The organism is Deinococcus depolymerans (assembly GCF_039522025.1).
Taxonomy (GTDB): domain Bacteria; phylum Deinococcota; class Deinococci; order Deinococcales; family Deinococcaceae; genus Deinococcus; species Deinococcus depolymerans.
The window spans coordinates 43,005-63,774 of the sequence record NZ_BAAADB010000008.1; the positions used below are offsets into that span (position 1 = coordinate 43,005).

General features: G+C 71.9%; 20 protein-coding genes. 8 read left to right on the forward strand and 12 right to left on the reverse strand.

Features of this window, described 5'->3' with window-relative positions:
* Positions 1-2: 2 nt before the first annotated feature.
* Positions 3-1,280, reverse strand: a complete 1,278-nt coding sequence (glcF, locus tag ABDZ66_RS05395; protein WP_343756935.1) for a glycolate oxidase subunit GlcF — start codon at positions 1,278-1,280, stop codon at positions 3-5.
* Positions 1,281-1,416: 136 nt separating this feature from the next.
* Between glcF and ABDZ66_RS05400 the strand changes: the two genes are divergently transcribed.
* A complete protein-coding gene (locus ABDZ66_RS05400; protein ID WP_343756937.1) occupies positions 1,417-2,466 on the forward strand; it encodes an LLM class flavin-dependent oxidoreductase in 1,050 nt (349 codons plus the stop codon).
* An 86-nt stretch (positions 2,467-2,552) separates the two neighbouring features.
* On the opposite strand, the gene ABDZ66_RS05405 is transcribed toward ABDZ66_RS05400, so the two are convergent.
* On the reverse strand, positions 2,553-3,719 hold the full coding sequence (locus ABDZ66_RS05405) for an MFS transporter (RefSeq protein ID WP_343756940.1): 1,167 nt from the start codon (positions 3,717-3,719) through the stop codon (positions 2,553-2,555).
* Between the two features lie 336 nt (positions 3,720-4,055).
* On the opposite strand from ABDZ66_RS05405, the gene ABDZ66_RS05410 reads away from it, so the two are divergent.
* On the forward strand, positions 4,056-4,592 hold the full coding sequence (locus ABDZ66_RS05410) for a hypothetical protein (protein WP_343756942.1): 537 nt from the start codon (positions 4,056-4,058) through the stop codon (positions 4,590-4,592).
* Here ABDZ66_RS05410 and ABDZ66_RS05415 read toward each other — a convergent pair.
* The 7 genes from ABDZ66_RS05415 to trpC form a co-directional block, all read right to left on the reverse strand.
* Positions 4,580-5,113: an isoprenylcysteine carboxylmethyltransferase family protein gene (locus tag ABDZ66_RS05415; RefSeq protein ID WP_343756944.1), complete on the reverse strand. Its 534-nt coding sequence runs from the start codon at positions 5,111-5,113 to the stop codon at positions 4,580-4,582. The two genes, ABDZ66_RS05410 and ABDZ66_RS05415, sit on opposite strands and share 13 nt — an antisense overlap.
* On the reverse strand, positions 5,110-6,075 hold the full coding sequence (gene meaB / locus ABDZ66_RS05420) for a methylmalonyl Co-A mutase-associated GTPase MeaB (RefSeq protein WP_343756945.1): 966 nt from the start codon (positions 6,073-6,075) through the stop codon (positions 5,110-5,112). The genes ABDZ66_RS05415 and meaB overlap by 4 nt, the downstream gene beginning before the upstream one ends.
* 113 nt (positions 6,076-6,188) lie before the next feature.
* Positions 6,189-6,902 (reverse strand): histidine phosphatase family protein, encoded by a 714-nt coding sequence (locus ABDZ66_RS05425; protein WP_343756947.1) that lies wholly within the window; start codon positions 6,900-6,902, stop codon positions 6,189-6,191.
* Entirely contained in the window at positions 6,899-7,954 is a 1,056-nt protein-coding gene (gene purM, locus ABDZ66_RS05430; protein WP_343756949.1) for a phosphoribosylformylglycinamidine cyclo-ligase, read from the reverse strand. Before purM ends, ABDZ66_RS05425 begins: the two co-directional genes overlap by 4 nt.
* A gap of 84 nt (positions 7,955-8,038) precedes the next feature.
* Complete coding sequence (locus ABDZ66_RS05435) at positions 8,039-8,728, reverse strand: TVP38/TMEM64 family protein (protein ID WP_343756951.1); 690 nt, start codon at positions 8,726-8,728, stop codon at positions 8,039-8,041.
* Between the two features lie 40 nt (positions 8,729-8,768).
* Positions 8,769-9,662, reverse strand: coding sequence for an MBL fold metallo-hydrolase (locus ABDZ66_RS05440; RefSeq protein ID WP_343756953.1), 894 nt, complete (start codon positions 9,660-9,662; stop codon positions 8,769-8,771).
* Positions 9,659-10,447, reverse strand: coding sequence for an indole-3-glycerol phosphate synthase TrpC (gene trpC, locus ABDZ66_RS05445; RefSeq protein WP_343756955.1), 789 nt, complete (start codon positions 10,445-10,447; stop codon positions 9,659-9,661). The genes ABDZ66_RS05440 and trpC overlap by 4 nt, the downstream gene beginning before the upstream one ends.
* Positions 10,448-10,531: 84 nt before the next feature.
* Here trpC and hpt point away from each other — a divergent pair, with 84 nt between their 5' ends.
* The gene (hpt, locus tag ABDZ66_RS05450; protein WP_343756957.1) at positions 10,532-11,059 is read left to right on the forward strand and encodes a hypoxanthine phosphoribosyltransferase; all 528 of its coding nucleotides are present in this window, start codon (positions 10,532-10,534) and stop codon (positions 11,057-11,059) included.
* A gap of 349 nt (positions 11,060-11,408) precedes the next feature.
* Here the strand turns inward: hpt and ABDZ66_RS05455 are convergent, their stop codons facing one another.
* The gene (locus ABDZ66_RS05455; protein ID WP_343756959.1) at positions 11,409-12,485 is read right to left on the reverse strand and encodes an endonuclease/exonuclease/phosphatase family protein; all 1,077 of its coding nucleotides are present in this window, start codon (positions 12,483-12,485) and stop codon (positions 11,409-11,411) included.
* 75 nt (positions 12,486-12,560) lie between these two features.
* On the opposite strand from ABDZ66_RS05455, the gene ABDZ66_RS05460 reads away from it, so the two are divergent.
* The 5 genes from ABDZ66_RS05460 (at position 12,561) to ABDZ66_RS05480 (ending at position 18,362) form a co-directional block, all read left to right on the forward strand.
* Positions 12,561-13,229 (forward strand): ABC transporter ATP-binding protein, encoded by a 669-nt coding sequence (locus tag ABDZ66_RS05460; RefSeq protein ID WP_343756961.1) that lies wholly within the window; start codon positions 12,561-12,563, stop codon positions 13,227-13,229.
* Positions 13,226-14,509 (forward strand): hypothetical protein, encoded by a 1,284-nt coding sequence (locus ABDZ66_RS05465; protein WP_343756963.1) that lies wholly within the window; start codon positions 13,226-13,228, stop codon positions 14,507-14,509. Before ABDZ66_RS05460 ends, ABDZ66_RS05465 begins: the two co-directional genes overlap by 4 nt.
* Positions 14,510-14,621: 112 nt before the next feature.
* Positions 14,622-15,038 carry a hypothetical protein gene (locus ABDZ66_RS05470; protein ID WP_425544405.1) on the forward strand — a complete coding sequence of 139 codons (417 nt, stop codon included), beginning with the start codon at positions 14,622-14,624 and terminating at the stop codon, positions 15,036-15,038.
* Positions 15,039-15,282: 244 nt separating this feature from the next.
* On the forward strand, positions 15,283-17,751 hold the full coding sequence (gene leuS, locus ABDZ66_RS05475) for a leucine--tRNA ligase (RefSeq protein WP_343756965.1): 2,469 nt from the start codon (positions 15,283-15,285) through the stop codon (positions 17,749-17,751).
* Positions 17,752-17,897: 146 nt separating this feature from the next.
* Positions 17,898-18,362, forward strand: coding sequence for a peroxiredoxin (locus ABDZ66_RS05480; RefSeq protein ID WP_343756967.1), 465 nt, complete (start codon positions 17,898-17,900; stop codon positions 18,360-18,362).
* A gap of 307 nt (positions 18,363-18,669) precedes the next feature.
* Here the strand turns inward: ABDZ66_RS05480 and ABDZ66_RS05485 are convergent, their stop codons facing one another.
* Positions 18,670-18,864, reverse strand: a complete 195-nt coding sequence (locus ABDZ66_RS05485) for a hypothetical protein (protein WP_343756969.1) — start codon at positions 18,862-18,864, stop codon at positions 18,670-18,672.
* A 259-nt stretch (positions 18,865-19,123) separates the two neighbouring features.
* Positions 19,124-20,770: tetratricopeptide repeat-containing diguanylate cyclase (locus ABDZ66_RS05490; RefSeq protein ID WP_343756971.1), on the reverse strand; the 1,647-nt coding region annotated here is incomplete at its 5' end.

Below are 20,770 nucleotides of genomic sequence, written 5' to 3' on the forward strand. Positions count from 1 at the left end.
TTTCACAGTTCCCCCCGGTACGCCAGGTCGAGAATCTCGATGGTGTGCATGACGGGCGCGCGGTCGCCCTGGCGGCGCACGTGGCTCTGGATCTGGGTGTGGCAGCCGATGTTGCCGCTGGCGATCAGGTCGGGCTGCGTGGAGAGGATGTTCTTTGCCTTGCGTTCGCCGAGTTGCGTGGCAAGTTCGGGCTGTTCGAGGTTGTACGTGCCGGCCGAGCCGCAGCACAGGTCCCCCTCGGGGACTTCGAGGACGGTGACGCCGGGAATGGCACGCAGCAGGTCACGCGGCTGGGCGCGCACACCCTGCGCGTGGGCGAGGTGGCAGGCGTCGTGGTACGCGACCTTCAGGGGTCGGCTGGCAGGCAGGGTAGGTTCCAGCGTGCCGCCCTGCAGCAGGGCGCCCAGGTACTCGCTGATGTCCATGACCTTCGCGGCGAAGGCCTGCGCGCGGGCCTCGTCAGGCTCGCCGTGCAGGACCATCGGGTACTCCTTGAGGCCCGCGCCGCACCCGGCGGCGTTCGAGAGGATCGCGTCGAAGTCGTCCGGGTTGAAGGCGTTCAGGTTGGCGCGGACCAGCTTCAGCGCCTCGTCCCGCGCGCCGGTGTGCAGCGCGGCGGCGCCGCAGCAGCCCTGCCCGTCGGGAATGACGACCTCGATGCCGTTGCGGCTCAGGACGCGCAGGGTCGCGGCGTTGAAGTTGGGCGTCAGGGCCTGCTGGGCGCAGCCGACCAGGAACGCCACCCGCCCCCGCCGCTGCCCGCGCGCGGGCGTGAGCTTGGCGCTGGGCTGCATGGCGGGCACCGATTCCGGCAGCAGGTCCAGCGGGCTGCGCAGCGCGGCGGGCAGCACGGGCGCCAGCGGCTTGGCGAACTGGCCCAGGCGGGCGGCCACGCTGAACACCTTCGGGGCGGGCAGGATCTTCAGGATCGCGGCCCGCTTGGCCCGGTCGAACGGACTGCGCTGGCGTTGCGGCTCGCTCCAGCCACGGAAGGCCGTGATCAGTTCCCCGTACGGCACGCCGCTGGGGCAGGCGGTCACGCAGGCCTGACAGCCCAGGCAACGGTCCAGGTGCGGCGCGGCGTCCATCAGGGGCAGGCCGCCCTCCAGCACCTCCTTCATCAGGACGATCCGGCCGCGTGGGCTGTCCATCTCGTCGCCCAGCAGCGCGTAGGTGGGGCAGGCGGGCAGGCAGAAACCGCAGTGCACGCAGGCGTCCACCGCGTGCGCCATGACCTCGCCCTGCCCGCCGAGGGTCTGCACGGGAATGTCGTTGTTCAAGCGTGGAACCTCATGCCCTACAGGATAGGCGCGGCCGGACGGGACGACCGGGCGTGTGGGCGCTGTGGGCTAGGGGGGTGCCGGTTCGTGACCACGCGCAGCTTTTCCGTGTGCGCTCAGGCGCAGACTGCCGGGCATGAGTGCTTCCTCTCCCCTGCCGCTGTCCGTGCTCGACCTTGTTCCCGTGCCGCTGGGGTCCAGCGCGGCCGGGTCGGTGGAGGCGGCGCTGGCGTACGCGAAGGCCGCCGAGGACGCCGGGTTCACGCGGTACTGGGTGGCCGAGCATCACAACATGGGCGCACTCGCCTCCAGCGTGCCGCTCGCGGTGCTGGCGGCAGCGTCGCAGCGCACCACGCGCATCCGCCTGGGGTCGGGCGGCGTGATGCTGCCCAACCACGCGCCGCTGAGCGTGGCGGAAGGTTACCGGCTGCTCTCGGCCCTCGCGCCGGACCGGGTGGACCTGGGCCTGGGGCGCGCGCCGGGCACGGACGGTCGCACGGCCCGCGCGCTGCGGGGCGCGCAGGGAATGATGGAGGAATCCTTCGAGCGGCAACTCTCGGACCTGATCGCCTTCGGCACCGGGCAGTACCCGGCCGGGCACCCGTTCGCGGGCACCGTCGCGGCCCCGGCGGGCGAGGGGCTGTTCCCGCCGCTGTGGATCCTGAGCAGCAGCGGCTACGGCGCGCATGTGGCGGCGAAGGCCGGGGCGGGGCTGGCGTTCGCGTGGCACATCAACCCGGACACCGCGCAGGCCCGCGCCGCCGCCGACGCGTACCGCGCCGCGTTCCAGCCCTCGGAAGCCTTCCCGGAACCGCGCGTGATCGTCGCCGCGAGCGTCGTGACCGCCCCCACCGCCGCCGAGGCCGAGGAACTCAGCCTGCCGCTGGGCCTGATGTTCCTGCGCCTCACGCGCGGCGAGAGCGCCCCCTACCCCACCGTCGCCGAGGCGAAAGCCTACCCGTACACTCCGCAGGAACGCGCGCTGGCCGACTCCATGCGACGGCGCGCCATCATCGGCGACCCGCAGAGTGTGGCCGCGCGCCTGCACGCCCTGGCCCGCGACGCGGCCGCCGACGAGGTGATCGTCAGCCTGAACATCCCCGACGCCGCCCAGCGCCGCGACACCCTGAAACTGGTCATGGACGCCGTCCGAGCGCAGGAAACGCGGGAACTCGCGCCCGCCTGACAGCCGGGAGAACAGGGTGGGTCCCGAGGAATGTCTCAGGAGCCACCCTGCTGTCATATGGAATCCGTATCCAGCCTGGCCGCAGCTCAGCTGAACTGCACTTTCCGCGGTTCCGGGAGGCGCGCGGCGATGAGGGCGCTGGGGATCAGCAGGCTCAGTGCGGCGAGGGCGGCGGTGGTGGGGCTGGTGGCGTCGGCCAGGGCACCCACAAGGAAGACCAGCAGGCCCGCGAAGCCCCACGAGAAGCCCATCATGATCGAGCTGGCGACGGCGACGTGGCCGGGCGCGTACTCCTGCGCGGTGACGACGCCGACGGGGATGCTGGCGTTCACGGCGGCCCCGACGATGAAGGTCAGGGGGTAGAACCACCAGTTGGCGGGGCTGGAGAGGATCAGCAGCGCGAAGAAGGGAATGGTGGTGAGGATCGCGCCGCGCAGGACGGTCACGCGGCCCAGGCGGTCGCTGAGCCGCCCGCCGACGATGCCGCCGATGGCGCTGGCGACCGAGTACACGGCGAGCGTGATGGCAACCTCGCGCGCGCCGTACCCGCGTGCCAGCAGCATGAACGGCAGCATGGCGTTGTACCCCATGCTGGCCAGTGAGCGCAGGACGGCCATGGCCCACAGCCACACCAGCGGCCCACGGAAGATGCCGGCGTAGTCGCGCAGGGGGATGCGCTTTGCCTTCTGCACGCCGCCCGGTGTGACGGCGAAGGTGATGGCGGCGATGACCACGCCGATCAGCGCGAACCACGGCAGGTGCGTGAGGCCCACCCCGGCGAAGACTGGGCCGAGGGCCATCCCGGCCGTGCCGCCTGCGCTGAACAGGCTGGCCCACAGGCCGCGCCTGTCGGGGGGGCTGTGCTGCGCGACGTAGGCGGCTCCGGCCGGGTGGAAGAACCCGCTGCCGAGTCCGGCAACCGCGACGAGCAGGATCAGCGCGCCGAACCACGGCACGAAGCCCATCAGGGTCAGGCCGACGCCGGTCATGAGGGGGCCGAGCGCGGCGGCGTAGCGGCGGTCCAGCCGCTCGCCCAGGATGCCCAGCAGGGGTTGCAGGACACTGCTGGTCAGCGAGTACACGCTGGACAGCAGGGTGACGGCGGCGATGCTGACCCCGTACTTGCTCTGAAGGGCGGGGGTCAGGGGTGTGAGCATGGCGCTGTACGCGTCGTTGATGAAGTGCCCGGCGGTGACAGCCACGGCGATGGCGGCGGCGTGGCGGGTGGCGGTGGCGGAGACGCTGGCCTGCATATGGGCTGCACGGTACTGCGCGGCCGGCGGCAAGGGCGGGGGGTTGGGAACGAAGTGGCCCGGGATGTCCGGACTGACGGGCCGGCTGCGGCGCACCTCCCCCGACGGGTCAACGTTGAATGAAGGCGTCGGGCGGCGCTGTGACAGCCGCGCAAGAGCAGGCTGTCTAGCCTGAACGGATGATACGGATTCCGTCTGCTTCGTTCACAACCCGGAACAGCACCGGGTTGCCAGTTCCACGCCCGGAATCCGCCTGGCTCCTCCCCTGCGGAGCAGCTCTCCGAGTCGCTCCGCCCGGATTGAACGGTCTTTGCCACCCGTTCAATCGGAGGCCGTATGACTGATCAGTTCCGCACCCTGATTGCCCGCGCTCTTCCCAGTCCGGAACGGGTGCAGGAATCCCTGCGGCAACTGAGTCCGCTGGAACTGCAGGCCGCCGCTGACTTCTTCAGCGTGACCCTGCCGGAATTCGACGTGGCGGTGGCGTTGCCCGGCGCACAGGGGCTGGCGCAGGCGGCGGCAGAGCTGCGCGGCGCGTTCCTGGTGACGGCCGGGCGCACGGCGGCGGGCCGCTGGGAGCTGTTCGCGCCGGACCTGGCCGGCATCACGCGGGAGCTGGGGGCGGGGCGGCGGCCGGCGCGGGCCGCGCTGTTCACGCCGCAGCTGAAGAGTGGCCTGAAGGAACTGGAGGTCCTGCTCACCGTCGCCCGGCCCGGCTGGCTGGTGCCGGCGCTCGCGGCGGGCGTGGCGCGCACCGACGCGCTGGGCCGCGCCCGCCTGGAATTACAGGGCGTGCGGGTGGTGACGCCGGTCATGCTGGCCGACACGCCCACCGGACTGGTGTTCGAGCGGCGCTATCCTCACTCGGCCTGACGCGCCTGCAGCCCGGCGCGGTAGTGCGCCAGGGCGCGTTCCTCGGCGGGAATGCGGAGGCCCAGCAGCAGCGCGGCGTTCAGCAGCGTGAAGGCCAGCGCGGTGCGCCACGCGCCCACCGCGAGCGGCGCGGCGGCGAGTTCCAGCGCCACGACCGCGTAGTTCGGATGCCGCAGGAACCGGAACGGGCCGCCCGTGACGCGCTGTCCACCGGGCACGATCAGGATGCGGGTGTTCCAGTAGCGGCCCAGCGTGCGGATCACCCAGTACCGCAGCGGCTGGGCCAGCAGGAACAGCAGCAGCGCCGGGACGTTCACGCGCCGACCATTGCGGCCTTCCAGGAACGTGAACAGCATCCAGGCGGGGTGCAGCACGAAGAACAGCGGGTAGTGTTCCTGGCCGTATTCCGCGGCGCCCTGCTCGCGCGCCCAGGCCTCGTTGCGGCGCGCGACCCGCAGTTCCAGCAGGCGCTGCGCGGTCAGGAACGCCAGGAGCCAGCCGGCCAGCGACCGGGCCTTCACGCGGGTTCCAGCAGGGTGTCGGCGGCCTCGTCGGCACTCAGTTCGCCGCGGGCCACGCGGGCGTACAGGTCGCCGCTGCGTTCACGGGCCAGCCTCAGCAGCCGCTCCTGCACCAGGGACCGGACCTCGAATTCGGCGCGGGCCTCGCGGCGGGCCAGCAGGCCAGCCTCGCCCAGGTGCGCGCGGTGCGCCTCGACGGCGTCGATCAGGGCGTCCAGGCCGTCGGCCTTCGAGGCGATGGTCTGCCGGATGGGGGCCATCCAGGTGTGCTCGTCGTGCGCGCCGAGGCCCTGCGCGGCCATCAGTTCCCGGACGGTCCGGGCGGCGCCGGGCAGGTCGGCCTTGTTCACGGCGATCACGTCCGCGATCTCCATGATCCCGGCCTTGAAGGCCTGCACGCCGTCCCCGCCGGCCGGCGTGAGGACCAGCAGGGTGTGGTCGCAGGCGGCGGCGACGTCCACCTCGGACTGCCCGACGCCCACGGTCTCCAGGATCACCCAGTCGAAGCCCGCGCCCTCCAGCAGGGACAGCACGGACATGGTGCGGGCCGACAGGCCGCCCAGCGCGCCCCGGCTGGCGAGCGAACGCACGAACACGCCCGCGTCGGCGTGATGGCGCAGCATGCGGATGCGGTCCCCGAGGATCGCGCCGCCGCTGTACGGGCTGCTGGGGTCCACGGCCAGCACCGCGACCCGCTGCCCGCGCGCGCGGAGCGTGGCGATCAGCGCGTCGGTCAGGGTGCTCTTGCCGCTGCCGGGGCTGCCGGTCACGCCCAGCACCACGGCCCGCCCCCCCTGGCGGGCGGTGCGTTCACGGGCGGCGCGCAGCAGCGGCCGGGCGCCCGGCAGGCCCGCCTCGGCCAGCGTGACGGCGCGGGCCAGGGCGCGCAGGTCCCCGGCGCGGTAGCGGGCGAGCAGGTCGCCGGGCGGCGGACTGCCCGCCGGGGGAAGCGGGACGGTCACGGCCTGCCCCGGCCGGAACGGGTGGATGGAAGGGAAGGCATGTGCCTCTCAGGCTAGCGCATGGGCGCGCGGCGGGGTTCAGCCGCGCAGGACGCCGTTCCCGCGACCGCTGCTCAGGGGGCCTGCCCGAGCACGTCGTCCGCCTCGGTGGCTTCCAGCAGGCTCTCGAGGTGCGCGTCGTCGTTGAAGCCCAGCAGCATGCCGCTGCCCGCTCCCAGCAGGACGCGCGTGACCGAGGTGTTCGACACGCTCAGGCGCGCCCAGGCGTTGGCGGGCACGCCGCCCAGCGCCAGACCGACCGCCACGCGGACCACGCCGCCGTGCGTGAACACCAGCACCCGCTGGCCGGGGTGTCGCGCCTGGATCTGCGCGAAAGCGTCGCCGCTGCGGGCGTACAGGTCCTCCATGCTCTCCCCGCCGGGACGGCGGGTACTCCAGGGTTCGGCACTCAGGGCCTGCAGGTACTCGGGGAAGCGGGCGCGGATCTCGTGGATGGTCAGCCCCGCGAGTTCCCCGACGTGAATCTCGCGCAGGCCCTCGTCGGTCTGCACCGGGGGCGCGCCGTGCAGGCGCTCGGCGACGATGCGGGCCGTCTGCGCGGCGCGGGCCAGGTCGCTGGTGTACACGGCGTCGAAGGGTTGCGCGGTCAGACGTTCCGCGAGGCTGGCCGCCTGCAGCACGCCCACCGGGCTGAGTGGCACGTCCGTCTGCCCCTGGTAGCGGCCGTCGGCGTTCCAGGTGCTCTCGCCGTGCCGGACCACCCAGAATTCGGTGGCGGTGGCGCGGTCCGGCGCGGCGAAGCCGGTGGGGGCCAGCCGCCTGGTCAAACGGCTCCCGTGAAGGTCACGCCCTGACCGGCCGTCATCTGGCCGATCACCCAGGGCTGCTCTCCGGCGGCCCGCAGGGCGTCCAGCGCCGCCTCGCCCTGCGCGGCGGGCAGGATGAACAGGAAGCCCACGCCCATGTTCAGCGCCCGGAACGCTTCCTGACGTTCCACCCCGGCACGCGCCACGATCAGTTCGAAGACCGGCGGGACGGTCCAGCTGCCGGTGTCGACCTGCATGCCGATCCCGGCGGGGAACACGCGGGGCGGGTTGTCGATCAGGCCGCCGCCCGTGATGTGCGCCATGCCGCGCACGTCCACCCCGGCGGCCTGCAGGGCGTCGAAGGCCGGCAGGTACGGGCGGTGCGGGACGGGCAGCAGGTCCGCGAGCGTCTGGCCGTTCAGGTCGTCGCGCGCCTCGTTCCAGTCGAGGTCGTCCAGGGCCATGCGGGCCAGCGAGAAGCCGTTGGTGTGCAGGCCCGAGCTGGGCAGCGCGATCACGGTGTCGCCCGCCTCGATGCGCGCGCCGGTGATCAGGGCGGGGCGGTCCACGACGCCCACGATGGTGCCCACGATGTCCAGTTCGCCATCCACGTACACGCCGGGCATCTCGGCGGTCTCGCCGCCCAGCAGGGCCACGCCCAGCGCCTCGCAGGCCTGCGCCGCGCCGGTCACGACCTCCGCGACCCGTTCGGGCGAGAGTTTGCCCATGGCGACGTAATCCAGGAAGAACAGCGGGCGCGCGCCCTGCACGAGAATGTCGTTCACGCAGTGGTTCACGATGTCGCCGCCCAGCCCGCCGAAACGGCCGGTGCGGACCGCGACCTTGGTCTTGGTGCCCACGCCGTCGGTGCTGGCGACCAGGACCGGGTCTTGCATGTGGCCGAACGCGGCGCGGAACAGGCCGCCGAAGCCGCCCAGGCCGCCCAGTACGTTGGGCGTGTGGGTGCGGGCCACCGCGTCTTTCATCAGGTGAACGGCGCGGTGGCCGGCGTCGATGCTGACGCCCGCGCGTTCGTAGGCCGACGCCTGGGCGCCTTGCTTGCTTTCAGTCATGTGCTCCTGCCTCCTGCGGTCCGCTGAGCGGATGTTCAGTGCAGTGTAACCAAAGTCGCGCGGATCGGGGCCGGGCGGGCAGCGTCAGGGACGGGCGGCGCGGCGGGCCAGCAGCCAGCGGGTCAGGCCGATCACGCCCACGGTGGCCGACAGCAGGCCCAGGCCCCACAGCATGCGCTGCGTGTCCCCGCTGAGCCACACGACGAGCGCCGTGACCGGCAGCGCGCCGGCGGCCGTGGCGACCATGAACGGCCGGAAGCCCATGCGGGCCGCGCCCGCCACGAGGTTCATGACGTCGGCGGACAGGACCGGCATCAGGCGCACCATCAGCACACCCTGCAGGCCGTAACGGGCGGCGAAGTCGTGCGCGGCGCGGCGGGCGGTCTCACCGGCCAGGGTGCGGACCAGGGTGTCCCCCAGCGTGCGGCCCAGGCCGTACCCGGCGGCCGCGCCGAGCAGCGTGCCGGCGTACACGATCAGGAAGCCCTCGTATGGCCCGTAGGCGCGGGCGGTCACGGCGGTCATGACCAGCGCCGGCAGGACCGGCAGGACTGCCTGCAGCACGAATCCTGCGATCAGCGCGAGCGGCCCGGCCCACCCCAGGCCGTCCACGAAGGCGTGCGTGACGCGCGGATCACGGCTGGTCAGGGCGGCGTAGGCGCGGGCCAGGAAGTCACGCACGTCGGGCAGCAGGGCCAGACCGATCAGCAGCAGCAGGGCGCCGCCCAGGATCAGCCAGCGCAGGTAACGGGGTGGATGCACGGCGGCGGTCATCGCGGCCCAGTGTAGGGGCGGGAGATGTGAGCGGCGACCATCAAAGGTTGGGGGTCGCGGGGGGACGCGCCAGGGGAACGGTCAGGTCGTCGCGGGCATACCCCCAGCCGGGCGGCAGGTGCGCGGCGCGGCGCACGTCCACGCCGTGCGACAGGTGCGTCAGGATCACCTGCCGGGCGGCCCGCGCCCAGGGCAGGGCCAGGGCCTCGCGCACGTCGTACACGCTGCGGCCGGTCAGGGGCACGCCGGACTCGTCCTCGAAGGACGTGCCGAGCAGCAGGGTGTCCAGGCCAGCGCCGCCGGGACCGCGCAGCCACGTGCGGGCCAGTTCCAGCGGAATGCCGATGGCGTCCGTGACGACCGCCGCCGACCAGCCCTGCTCCCCGGCCCCGGCGGGACGGTCGAGGCGGTAGGCGTGGCTGTGGCCGTTCGCGCCGTGCGGCACCCGGAAGGCCCGCACGGTCACGCCGCCCACCGGGACGCCCCGCGGCGGGATGGGCCGCACCGGCCCCGCCTCGCCCGCCGGGAAGGCGTACGGGAAGCGCGCGGCGATCTGCGGCACGACCTCCGGCGGGGCGTACACCCGCAGCCGCCCGTCGGCGTAGCGCACGTAGTCGAGCAGGTCACCCAGGCCGAGCAGGTGGTCGTTGTGCGCGTGCGAGATGAACACCGCGTCCGGCACGAGCGGACCACTCAGGCGGGCCAGTCCGGCGTGCGTGTCCGGCCCGGCGTCCAGCAGCGCCGACTGCCCGCCCGAGCGCAGCAGCGTGGCGGTGCGGGTGCGGCGGTTCACGCCGGGCTGCCCGTGTGCGCCGCGCGCCTCGGCGCACACGGGGCAGGCGCACCAGAAGCGCGGCACGCCCTTGCTGTCGCCCGTGCCGAGCAGCGTCAGGGTGTCGGGCCGTACCGGGCCGGGCGGGTGGGGGCCGGTCACGGGGTCATCAGGTCACGCGCGGCGCGGGCGAGGTCGCCGCTGCCCGCCAGACTGCTGCCCACCAGCACGGCGTCCGCCAGTCCGCGCACGGCGGCGATGTCCTGCGGGGTGCGGTAGCCGCTCTCGGCGACCAGCACGCCCGCGAAGCCCGCGTCACGCGCCCGGTGGATCAGGCGCGGGCTGACGTTCAGGTCGATCTCCAGGGTGGTCAGGTCGCGGTTGTTCACGCCGATGATCCGCGCCCCGGCCTCCAGCGCGATGTCCAGTTCGCGTTCGTCGTGAACCTCGACCAGGGCGTCCAGGCCCAGGTGGTGCGCCGCGCCCAGGTACTCGCCGGTGTGTTCGTGCAGCACGCTGACCATCAGCAGCGCCGCCGACGCGCCCCAGTCGGCCGCCTCGCGCAGCATGGCGGGGTGCACCACGAAATCCTTGCGCAGCGCCGGAAGGTCCGTGACGGCCACGACCTCCAGCAGCGCCTCGCGGTTCCCGTCGAAGTACCTCGGTTCGGTCAGGACGCTGATGGCAGCCGCGCCGCCCGCCGCGTACGCCCGCGCCGCGTCGGCCGGGTCGAGCGGCGCGATGGCCCCCTGGCTGGGACTGGCGCGTTTCACCTCGGCGATCAGACCCAGCGCCGGGGCGCGCAGGGCCGCCTCGAAGCGCCGCGCGGCGGGACGGGCGCCGCCCAGGGTGGGGTCGGCGTCCCGGTAGTCCCCGGCGCGGAGGTCCACGATGCGGCCCAGCACGCCCGGAACGCGCTTCAGGTCAGGGGTGCTCAGAACAGACATGCGCCGAAGCATAGAGCATTTGCCCGTCGGTTCAGGAGCCGGCCGGGACGGACCGCTGCGCCCGGCGTGTTAGCCTGAGCCCCTATGAGTCTCGCCCCCGGCAACGGCCCCGTACAGATCACGCAGGACCAACTTCAGGCCCGCATTCACGAAATCGCCGCGAAAATCCGCGAGGACTACCAGGGCATGGAACCGCACCTGATCTGCGTCCTGAACGGCGCGTTCATGTTCCACGCCGACCTGGTGCGCACCATCGACATGCCCTGCACCATCGACTTCCTGCAGGCCAGCTCGTACGGCAACGCCAAGCAGAGCAGCGGCGAGGTCCGCATCGTCAAGGACCTGCAGTTCCCGATCAGCGACCGGCACGTGATCCTGGTCGAGGACATCGTGGATACCGGCATCACCATGAACTACCTGCTGCACTACCTGGAGGGCCGCGGGCCCGCCAGCCTGAAGATCGCCGCGCTGCTCAGCAAACCCAGCCGCCGCAAGGTCGAGATTCCCGTCGAGTACCTGGGGTTCACCATTCCCGACGCCTTCGTGTACGGGTACGGCCTGGACCGCGCGCAGTTTGACCGGAACCTGCCGTACATCACCAGCCAGGAATGATTACGGACTCGGATTGAACGGCTTACAAAGCCATTCAATCCGAGCGAAGCCAGTAGGAGCAAAACGGATTCCGGACGTGGAGTTGACAGATCGATGGTGGTCCGATCTGTGAACGAAACAAACGGAATCCGTATGATACGGACTCCGATTGAATGGGCTGCAAAGACCATTCAATCCGAGCGGATGCGAGAAGGAGAGAAGCGGGTTCCGGACGTGGAGCCGGCAATCCGGTGAAGTTCCGGATTGTCGGCGAAACAAACGGAATCCGTATGATACGGGCTCGGAGAGCTGCGCCGCAGCGCGAGGGAGCGCAGAGCGGACGGCCGGCTGTTTCGCCCTCCCGCCGCTGTCAGGGCAGGGTGACGGTACTCAGCAGCGCGTAGTGGTCGCTGATCTTCGGCCGGTCCTGCCGCACCCGTTCGTCGCCGCGTTTCAGGCCCGGCGAGTACAGGAAGTAGTCGATGGTCCGGTCCGGTTTTCCCACGGCCGGATCGTTCGGTTCATGCGTGATGAAGGCCGGGTCGCCACTGTCGATCTGCGCCGGGCTGGGGAACGACCCGAACCTCGCGAGCAGCGGCGTCAGTTCGGTCTGCGGGTTGAAGTACGCCCGCTCGCGCTCCCGCAGGCGGTCGTACGCGGCGCGGGTGCCGAGCAGGTTGAAGTCCCCGCCCATCACCCAGGGGGCCGGCGTGGCGCCGAGCAGGTCGTTCACGAACGCCACCTGCCGCCGCATGGTGTCGCAGCCCTGCGCGAAGGCGTCCATGTGCGTGTTGAAGGCACTCAGGGGCGCGCCGTCCTGCACGGGCAGCGTCACGCCCAGCACCGCCCGCTTGAAGTTGAACGCGACGGTGAGCGGGTCCCCGCAGATGCGCGGCAACTGGTAGCGGGTGGCGGTGTCCAGGCGGTAGCGGCTGAGCGTCACGAGACTCAGGCCCACCCGGCCCATGATGGACGGGTGCGGCACGAACGCCGCCCGGTGGTAGTAGGTGGTGGCCGCGCAGGGGAACGCGCCGCCCAGCCTCGACTGCAGCAGGGCCAGCTGGTCCTGGTAGTCGGTGCGGCGGCTGTCCCGGTCGACCTCCTGCAGCAGGATCAGGTCCGGGCGCTCCTGCCCGATGGCGCTCGTCACCTCGTCCAGCGTCCGGGCGATGCTGTCGGCACTGGGGCGGGTGTCGGGGCCGTCGCCGTCCAGGGTGTCGTAGAAGAACACGTACCCGCGGCCCGCGAGGTACTGCACGTTCCAGTTCATGACCCGCAGGGTCTGGCCGGCCCGCAGCGTGGGGGCCGAGTCGGGGCAGCTCAGGTCGGCTGCCTGCACGGGTTTGGGATGGTCGGTCAGGGCGTACACCACACCTGCCAGGACGCCCGCGAGCAGCAGCAGTCCGGCCAGCAGGCGCGGTAGCCACCGCGTCAGGATTCGTTTCATGGTGCGAGCAGCATAGCCCCCGGGCGGGCTGGACGTGGGAACCTCTTCCCCGCCGGGACCGTACCGTCCTTTCAGATGTCCCCGTCATCCCTGACCGCGCCGCCCCCCGCTGCGCCGCCCCCGTCTGAGTGGCCCCTGCCGGCCCTGTTCCTGCCGCCCGGCCCGCTGGTGGTGGCCGGGCGTCCGCTGGCGCAGCTGCCCGGCCTGACCCTGCAGGCGGGCGAGGTGCTGCACCTGCAAGGCCCGAACGGCGCCGGCAAGACGACGCTGCTGCGCGCCCTGGCCGGCGAGCGGGAGGGCGTGGACGGCGCGCGGGTCGCGGGCGGCGTGCCGGGCAGCCGGACGGCGCGGGCAGCGACGGCGTGGGTGTCCACCGACGCGCCGCTGCCGGACGACCTGAGCGCCGGGGAGTTCCTGCAGTTCACGGCGGCGCTGTGGTCCCGCCCGGCCGGGCCGCTGCTCGCGCTGGCCGGGACGCTGGGACTGGACCGCTGGCTGGACGCGTGGCCGCAGGACCTGTCGCGCGGCACCCGCCAGAAGGTCGCGCTGAGCGCGGCGCTGGGCCTGGGTCTGCCGCTGACGCTGCTGGACGAACCGTTCGGGACGCTGGACACGGCCGCGCGGGCGGCGCTGCTGCGGGCCGTGCGGGATCGGGCGGAGGCGGGCGGGGCGCTGATCGTCACGACGCACGGGGACGAACTGGCCCCGCTGCGGCCCCGCACGCTGACGCTGGACCTGGCGTGAACGGCCGACCCGGGCGGCCAGAACGGGTGGTGTGGGCCGCGCAGGCCCTCACGGCCCGCCGCGCGTGGCGGCAGACCTGGGGAGCGTGGCGGGCCGCCGGGCTGCCGCTGATGGCCGCGTACCTGGGCGGCGCGGCCCTGATCGCGCTGGTCAGCCTGTGGCAGACGTACCGGCCCGCGCCGTTCGACCTGCCGCTGGCGCTGCTGCTTCCGCTGGTCTGCGCGGGCCTGCTGCTGGCCGCCCTGGGCGCCCGGTCTGGCCGCCCGCCGCTGGTCCTGTCCGGCGCGGACCTGAACTGGCTGCGGCCGCCCGCCGCGCCGTGGGCCGCGCTGCTGTGGCCGCTGCTGCGCACCGCCGCGCCGTGGCTGCTGGCCGGACTCGCCGGCGGGAGCGTGCTGCTGGCATGGCACCCCGGAAGCTGGGCGTTCGCCGCGGCGCTGCCCCTGCTGACGCTCGGGGTGCCGCTCGTGCGGGCCGGGGCGCACGCCGCCCGCCTGACCGGGCGGCCCGCGCCGACCCTGCTGGCCGGAACACTGCTCCCCCTGGCGGGCCTGCTGCATCCGGCACTCCTGCCGGTGGGCGCGGCCCTGACCGGCGTGGTCGCCGCGTGCACGTGGCGGCGCTCCCTGCACGCCGACCTGCCCCCGCGCCTGCACCGGCAACTGGAGATCCAGGCGCTGCGGGCCGGCGCGCGCCGCCTGGGACTGCCCGCGCCGGTCATGACGGCCGACGGGCGGCGCGCGCCCCGCACGTGGTCTCCCCCACTGCGGCGGGCCACGCCTGCACGCGCGCTGCTGTGGCGTGCGTCCCTGACCCTGCTGGACCGGCCGCATCGGCTGCTGCCTGCGGTGCTGGGCGGCGCGGCCCTGGCCGCCGGACTGCCGACACTGGCGGCGCTGCCCCTGGCCGTCACGCTGGCCCTGCGTCCGCCTGCCCTGCCCGTGGGCGCGCCGGTCAGTGCCCGGTGGGCGCGACTCCTCACGTTCCTGCCCGCTGGCCTGAGCCTGGGCGCACTGAGTCTGCTGGGCGCGCTGCTGGTCGGGGCGGCGCCCGCTGCGGCCCTGACGGCGCTGCTGAGCCCGTGGGCCGCGCACGCCGTTCACGCCTGGCTGGGTGACACGCTGCCCGGTACTGGTGCGGCGGAGCAGGCGTCGTTCGGGGCGGCCCTGGCCCCCGGCCTGCTCGCGGCGCTGTCCGGCGTGTGCGGGGTGGGCGCTGCGGCCCCGGCGGCCGTGCTGATCCTGGGTCTGCTGGCCGCGCTGGCCGCCCCGCTCGCCTGACCCGACTCCGTGCTGATGCGGGTCCGTGCTGATGCGGGTCCGGGCGCGGGGTCACGCGCCCCTGGCCGCTTCCGGGCCGGGCGGGGTAGCCTGCGCCCATGACGGGAGCGGCTTGAAGGGAGTGGTGTGGGTGGTCGCGGCGCTGGCGTTGCTGGTGTGTGCGGGGGCGTGGTGGCAGTCCGGGGCGCGCTGGCGGGGCGACCTGTACTGTTTCGAGCAGCCGGGGCGGGTGTGGGGGCTGGCGGCCGTTCCGGCGGGCGGCACGCCGATCTGCCCGGAGTCGCGGACGGTGCGGGCCGAGGTGCGGGCCGGTCAGACCCGCGTCGAGCAGTTCACCTTTCCCGGCTGGCAGCCCGAGGCGGTGCTGAACGTCCTGAAGGCCGGGGGGTTCACGCAGTTGACCGCGCGTCCCGACGACGGCGTGCAGCTCGAGGTGGTGCTCACGCGCGGCCGCGAGCGGGTGATGTACCTCGCCGCTCACCAGGGTCCGGGGACCTTCGTGACCGTCAGCAGCGCCCCGGCCCGCTGAGCGGCCCGCCGGCGTGACGAACGGCGGGCCGGTGCGCTACACTTCCAGGCATGATCCGCTCTGCGCTTACCAGCCGGGGACGCCTCGACTGACCGTACCGGTCCGTTCGAGCGTCCCCGGCTGGCTGCCGGGGCGATTTTTTTTGATGATGGTCGGTGGTTGATAGACCAGCCTCTGCAGCCGCCAGAGCGGCCCCGTCCATCACCTGTCAACTCTCACCCATCACCCCTCCGAAGGAGTCCAGATGAACAACGAGCACCCCATCAACATTCCCGAGCCGCGCATGGAGCGCTACAACCCGCACGCCATCGAGAAGAAATGGCAGGACGCCTGGGAGCAGAGCGGCCTGTACAGGTTCAACGAGGACGCGCCGGGCGAGAAGTTCTACGCGCTGACGATGTTCCCGTACCCCAGCGGAAATCTGCACATCGGGCACTGGTACGCGAACGTCGCGCCGGACGCGCGGGCCCGCTGGCTGCGGATGCGCGGGTACAACGTGCTGTTCCCGATGGGCTTCGACGCGTTCGGCCTGCCCGCCGAGAACGCCGCCATCAAGAACAGGACCAATCCCGCCACCTGGACGTACGCGAACATCGAACGGATGACCGGGCAGTTCCAGGCGATGGGCACCATGATCGACTGGAGCCGCCAGTTCGCCACGTGCGACCCGGAGTACTACCGCTGGAACCAGTGGTTCTTCATCGAGTTCTACAAGCGCGGCCTGGCGTACAAGAAGGGCGGGCTGGTGAACTGGTGCCCGAAGGATCAGACGGTGCTGGCGAACGAGCAGGTCGTGAACGGCCACTGCGAGCGCTGCGGGACCGCCGTGGAGAAACGCAACCTGAGCCAGTGGTACATGAAGATCACGGACTACGCCGACGAGCTGCTGGACTTCAGTGACACGGACATGCCCGAGAAGGTCCGCCTGATGCAGACCAACTGGATCGGGAAGTCGGTGGGGGCCGAGGTGACCTTCGACACGCCGGCCGGGCCGGAGACGGTGTTCACGACCCGCCCGGACACGCTGATGGGCGCGACGTTCATGGTGCTGGCCCCCGAGCACGCCAAGGTGGCGGACCTGACCACCGACGGGCAGCGCGCGGAGGTCGAGGCGTACGTGGCGGCGGCGGGCCGCAAGACGGACGTGGAACGCCAGCAGGAGGGCGAGAAGACCGGCGTGTTCACCGGCAGCTACGCCACGCACCCCATCACCGGGCATCAGCTGCCGATCTGGGTGGCGGACTACGTGCTGGTCACGTACGGCACCGGGTCGATCATGGCGGTGCCCGCGCACGACGAGCGTGACTTCGCGTTCGCCCGCAAGTTCGGGCTGGACGTCGTGGAGGTCATCCGCGCCGAGGGGGCCGGGCCGATGGCCGAGGACGCGGCGGAACCCTACACCGGCGAGGGCGTCATCGTGAACAGCGGCGAGTTCGACGGACTGCCCGGTGGCAAGGCCAGCATCGCCGCCATCGTGGAGCAGCTGGAGGCGCGCGGCATCGCGAAGGCGAAGACCACCTACCGCCTGCGCGACTGGCTGTTCGCCCGCCAGCGCTACTGGGGCACCCCGATTCCGTTCGTGCACTGCCCCGAGCACGGCGCGCAGCCCGTCCCCGAGGACCAGCTGCCGGTCCGCCTGCCCGAGAACGTGGAGTTCACCCCGACCGGCCAGAGCCCCCTGAAACTGGACACCGAGTGGCTGAAGACCACCTGCCCCGTCTGCGGGGGGGAAGCCGAGCGTGACACGGACACCATGGACACCTTCGTGGACTCCAGCTGGTACATGTACCGCTACCTGAGCCCCGACTACCACGACGGTCCCTTCGACCCCGCCAAGGACCCCATGATGCCGGTCGACCTGTACACGGGAGGCATCGAGCACGCGATCCTGCACCTGCTGTACTCGCGCTTCTGGGTGAAGGTCATGCGCGACATGGGCCTGACGAAGCACAGCGAACCCTTCGCCCGGCTGCGCAACCAGGGCATGATCCTGGGCGAGGACGGCGAGAAGATGAGCAAGTCACGCGGGAACGTCGTCGACCCGGATGACCTGGTGCGCGAGTACGGCGCGGACACGGTCCGCACGTACCTGATGTTCATCGCGCCGTGGGAACTGGGCGGCCCGTGGGACCCGCAGGGCATCAACGGCCCCGCCAAGTGGCTGAGCCGCGTGTGGAACCTGTACGTGGAGGACAAGGTCACCGGCCCCGCCGAGACCGTCAGTGACGCCGACCTGCGCTTCGCGGTGCACTCCACCCTGAAGAAGGTCACGGGGGACTTCGAGCGTCTGAGCTTCAACACCATCATCGCGTCGCTGATGGAACTGACGAACACCCTGGTCAAGGCCAAACGCGCCCCGGTGTTCGGCACGCCCGCCTGGGACGAGGCGCTGGACATCTTCAACCGCCTGCTGGCCCCGGTCGTGCCGCACATCGCCGAGGAGATCTGGGCCGCGCGCGGCCAGGACGGCAGCGTGCACACCGCCGCGTGGCCCGAGGTGGACGAGGCGGCCGCGACCCGCGACACCGTCACCATGGGCGTGCAGGTCAGCGGCAAGGTGCGCGGACAGGTCACGATCAGCAAGAGCGCCACGCAGGACGAGGCGATGGCCGCCGCCAAAGAGAACGCCGACGTGGCCCGCTTCATCGAGGGCAAGCAGATCGTCAAGGAGATCTACGTGCCCGGCCGCATCATCAACATCGTCGTCCGCTGACCGCGGTTGGAACGGGACCTGCTGATGACCTGCCCCACCGCGGGGTGATGCCCGGGCCCGTTCCACCGCCACCCCACCAGCGCATCCCGGCGTCCACATGAGACGGCGTGGACACTTCACTCAGGGCGCGGATCTATTGTCAGTGGATGGCTCTTTCGACAGGTGATTTCGTGCCGGAGTTCACGGCGGTTCAGGAGGACGGTTCACCGTATCTGCCCGCGGCGCGGCGGTGGCGGGTGCTGTTCTTCTTCCCGAAAACGGCGACCACCCACTGCCAGCTGCAGGCGCGGCGTTACGAGGCGCTGCAGCCGGAGTTCCGGGCGCTGGGGATCGACGTGGTGGGCGTCAACGGGGACCCGCGCCGTGAACAGGTGCGGTTCCGGGATCTGTGCCGCCTGACCTTCCCGGTGCTGAACGACGTGCGGCACGAGGTCACGAACCTGTTCGGCGTGCTGGATGAACCGTGGCCGGGCGAGACGCTGCGCCGGCCGCGCCGGGAGACGTTCCTGATCAGTCCGGACGGGGTGATCAAGCAACACTGGCAGGCGGTGCATCCCGGCCAGGATGCCGAACTGGTCCTGGCAGCGGCGCAGGCCCTCCTGGTCTCCTGACCCGGACACCCGTCGGTTTCGTGGGCCCCCTGCCAGAACAGCAGGTGGCCCACGCCCTGTCATACGGACTGCCGTTTGTTTCGCCGACAATCCGGAACTTCACCGGATTGCCAGCTCCACGTCCGGAGGGGCGTTTCTCTCCTGCTCGCTCTGCAGCGCAGCTCTACGAGTCCGCTCGGATTGAATGGCCTTTGCAGCCCATTCAACCGGAGTCCGTATCAGTCCGGGGGGCTCCGGAGAGCTGCGGTACAGGGCGAGTGGAACCAAGGAGGATTCCGGGTTGCCACCGCAACGGAAGCGTTCCTGATCAGTCGCTGGCCTGTGCGGGCGCACCGGTCGCCTGGCCGTGGTCTGCCGGACGCTGGTAGTACCGGAGCTGACGGTCGGCATTCAGGCTGTGGCGGGGGCCGCGCAGCGCGAGGTAGGCGAACCAGACCCCCAGGGACAGGCCGGTGATGACCTGAAGCAGCAGCAGGAAGCCGAGGAGGGTGAGCAGTGACATGGTTCAGACTGTCAGTCGCCTGTGAGGCTGGACTGCGCCCGGCCTTAATCCACCCACAGGTGATCTTGAGAAAAAGTGCAGGAACTGTGGAACAGACAGCACGCCCCACGGCCCCTGCTTCCGGCGGCTGTCACTGCACCCTTCGGGCAACTGCCCTGACGACCCGGAAACCCACCGGGCTGCCGGTGCCACACCCGGCCTCCGCTCTGTTCCGACCCGCCGCGCAGCGCAGCTTTTCGGCGCGCGGATGCCAGCAGGTTCAGGGTTCTGCGCGGATGGCGTCACGGCCGGCGTTCTTCACGGCGTACAGGCGCCGGTCCGCCTCGGCGATCAGTGCGTCGAGGCGGGCGGTCGCGCCCGGCACGTCGGGCGCGACTGGCGCGTCGGGACGGTTCGGCAGGGGGGCGGGGTGCGCGGCGCTGGTCGTGTCGGCCACGCCGATACTCAGCGTGACGCGCAGGTCCGGCGCGATGCTGTGCCAGGGGTGCTCCTGCAGCCGACGCTGCAGTTCCTGGCAGGTGGCGGCCAGTTGCGCGGCGGTGGCGTCGGGCCGCAGGATCGTGAATTCCTCGCCGCCGTAACGGGCGGCGACGTCTCCGGGCCGCGCGACACTGCGGATCAGCCGGGCGACCTGCTGAAGCACCCGGTCGCCCATCTGGTGGCCCCAGGTGTCGTTGATGAGTTTGAAGTGGTCGACGTCGATGATCGCGGCGGCCAGTGGCCGGTCGGGTGTGCTGGCCGCCGCGAGGCGTTCGCCCTCGTGGAAGAGGTGTTCGCGGTTGGTCAGCTGGGTCAGGTGGTCGGTGCGGCCGAGTTCACGGATGCGGCGGTTCAGGTCGCGGAGTTCCTGCAGGTGAACGTTCAGTTCGTCGTTGCGCAGGCGTTCCTGTTCGGCCATGTCCTGCAGGGACTGGATGCGGCGCAATACCTCGAAACTCTGGAAGTTCTGGCGGCGTTCGGCGGTGTGGCGGTGGCGTTCGAGCCGCAGGGTTTCCTGCAGGTGGGTCAGGGCGGAGGCGTGGTCGCCGAGCGCGGCGTAGGCGACACTGAGCGCCTCGTGCAGGACCGGGAGGCTGACGTGCTCGCCGAGTTGCCGGGCGCGGTCCAGCGCGGGGAGGAGCAGGGTGGGTACGCGGTCCGGCGTGGCGTGACGGGCGAGTGCCAGGGCGGCCGTGATCTGCACTTCCGGGTTGCTGTCGGCGCGGTTGAAGAATTCCAGCCGGGCGCGGGTCCGGTCGGCGCGGGGGTCGTTCAGGGCGCTCAGGGCGTGCAGCAGGGCGGCCTGCACCTCGACTTCCAGGGTGGGTTGCTGGTCGAGGTGCGGGAAGGTCAGGGCCTGCGTGGCGTGGTGCAGCGTGGTGTGGTGGTCACCGGCGCGCTGGGCGAACTCCGCGAGGTTGGTGTGGGCGACCGCCACGCCGTGGGCGTAGTTCATGGCCTGAAAGGCGAGCAGCGCCTCGGTGATGTGCTGGCGGGCCCGGCCGGGGTCACTGAGGCGCAGTTCGACGCCCAGGTCGTGCAGGGCGGTCGCGGACAGTTCCGGGTCCCGGATGTGCCGGGCGAGGTCCACCTGCTCCTCGTACAGGGAGACGGCCAGGTCGGGCCGGTTGAGCTGGCTCTGCAGGGCCGCCAGGATGTTCAGCCCCCGGCCGAGCCAGACGCTGGGCGCCGCGAGTCTCAGGTGGTTGAGGCTGACGGTGACGCGCTCGACCGCGTCGGGCAGCGCGCCGTCACGCCACAGGAGGTAGGCGGCGATCACGCCGGCCTGGGCGTCGTTCCGGCCGCCGAGTTCCGCACGGACCACCGCGCGGGCGACGGACGGCTGGTCGTCCCGGGCCGCCCAGGCGGTGTCGAGTGGAGAGAGGGAAGCGGGGGGCGCGGTGTTCATGGCCTGCGACACGATAGT

Coding starts and splice junctions, on each gene's coding strand:
- ABDZ66_RS05400 (WP_343756937.1), top strand. CDS start 1,417: ATGAGTGCTTCCTCTCCCCTGCCGCTGTCCGTGCTCGACCTTGTTCCC.
- ABDZ66_RS05405 (WP_343756940.1), bottom strand. CDS start 3,719: ATGCAGGCCAGCGTCTCCGCCACCGCCACCCGCCACGCCGCCGCCATC.
- ABDZ66_RS05410 (WP_343756942.1), top strand. CDS start 4,056: ATGACTGATCAGTTCCGCACCCTGATTGCCCGCGCTCTTCCCAGTCCG.
- purM (WP_343756949.1), bottom strand. CDS start 7,954: ATGACTGAAAGCAAGCAAGGCGCCCAGGCGTCGGCCTACGAACGCGCG.
- ABDZ66_RS05435 (WP_343756951.1), bottom strand. CDS start 8,728: ATGACCGCCGCCGTGCATCCACCCCGTTACCTGCGCTGGCTGATCCTG.
- trpC (WP_343756955.1), bottom strand. CDS start 10,447: ATGTCTGTTCTGAGCACCCCTGACCTGAAGCGCGTTCCGGGCGTGCTG.
- hpt (WP_343756957.1), top strand. CDS start 10,532: ATGAGTCTCGCCCCCGGCAACGGCCCCGTACAGATCACGCAGGACCAA.
- ABDZ66_RS05455 (WP_343756959.1), bottom strand. CDS start 12,485: ATGAAACGAATCCTGACGCGGTGGCTACCGCGCCTGCTGGCCGGACTG.
- ABDZ66_RS05460 (WP_343756961.1), top strand. CDS start 12,561: ATGTCCCCGTCATCCCTGACCGCGCCGCCCCCCGCTGCGCCGCCCCCG.
- leuS (WP_343756965.1), top strand. CDS start 15,283: ATGAACAACGAGCACCCCATCAACATTCCCGAGCCGCGCATGGAGCGC.
- ABDZ66_RS05480 (WP_343756967.1), top strand. CDS start 17,898: ATGGCTCTTTCGACAGGTGATTTCGTGCCGGAGTTCACGGCGGTTCAG.
- ABDZ66_RS05485 (WP_343756969.1), bottom strand. CDS start 18,864: ATGTCACTGCTCACCCTCCTCGGCTTCCTGCTGCTGCTTCAGGTCATC.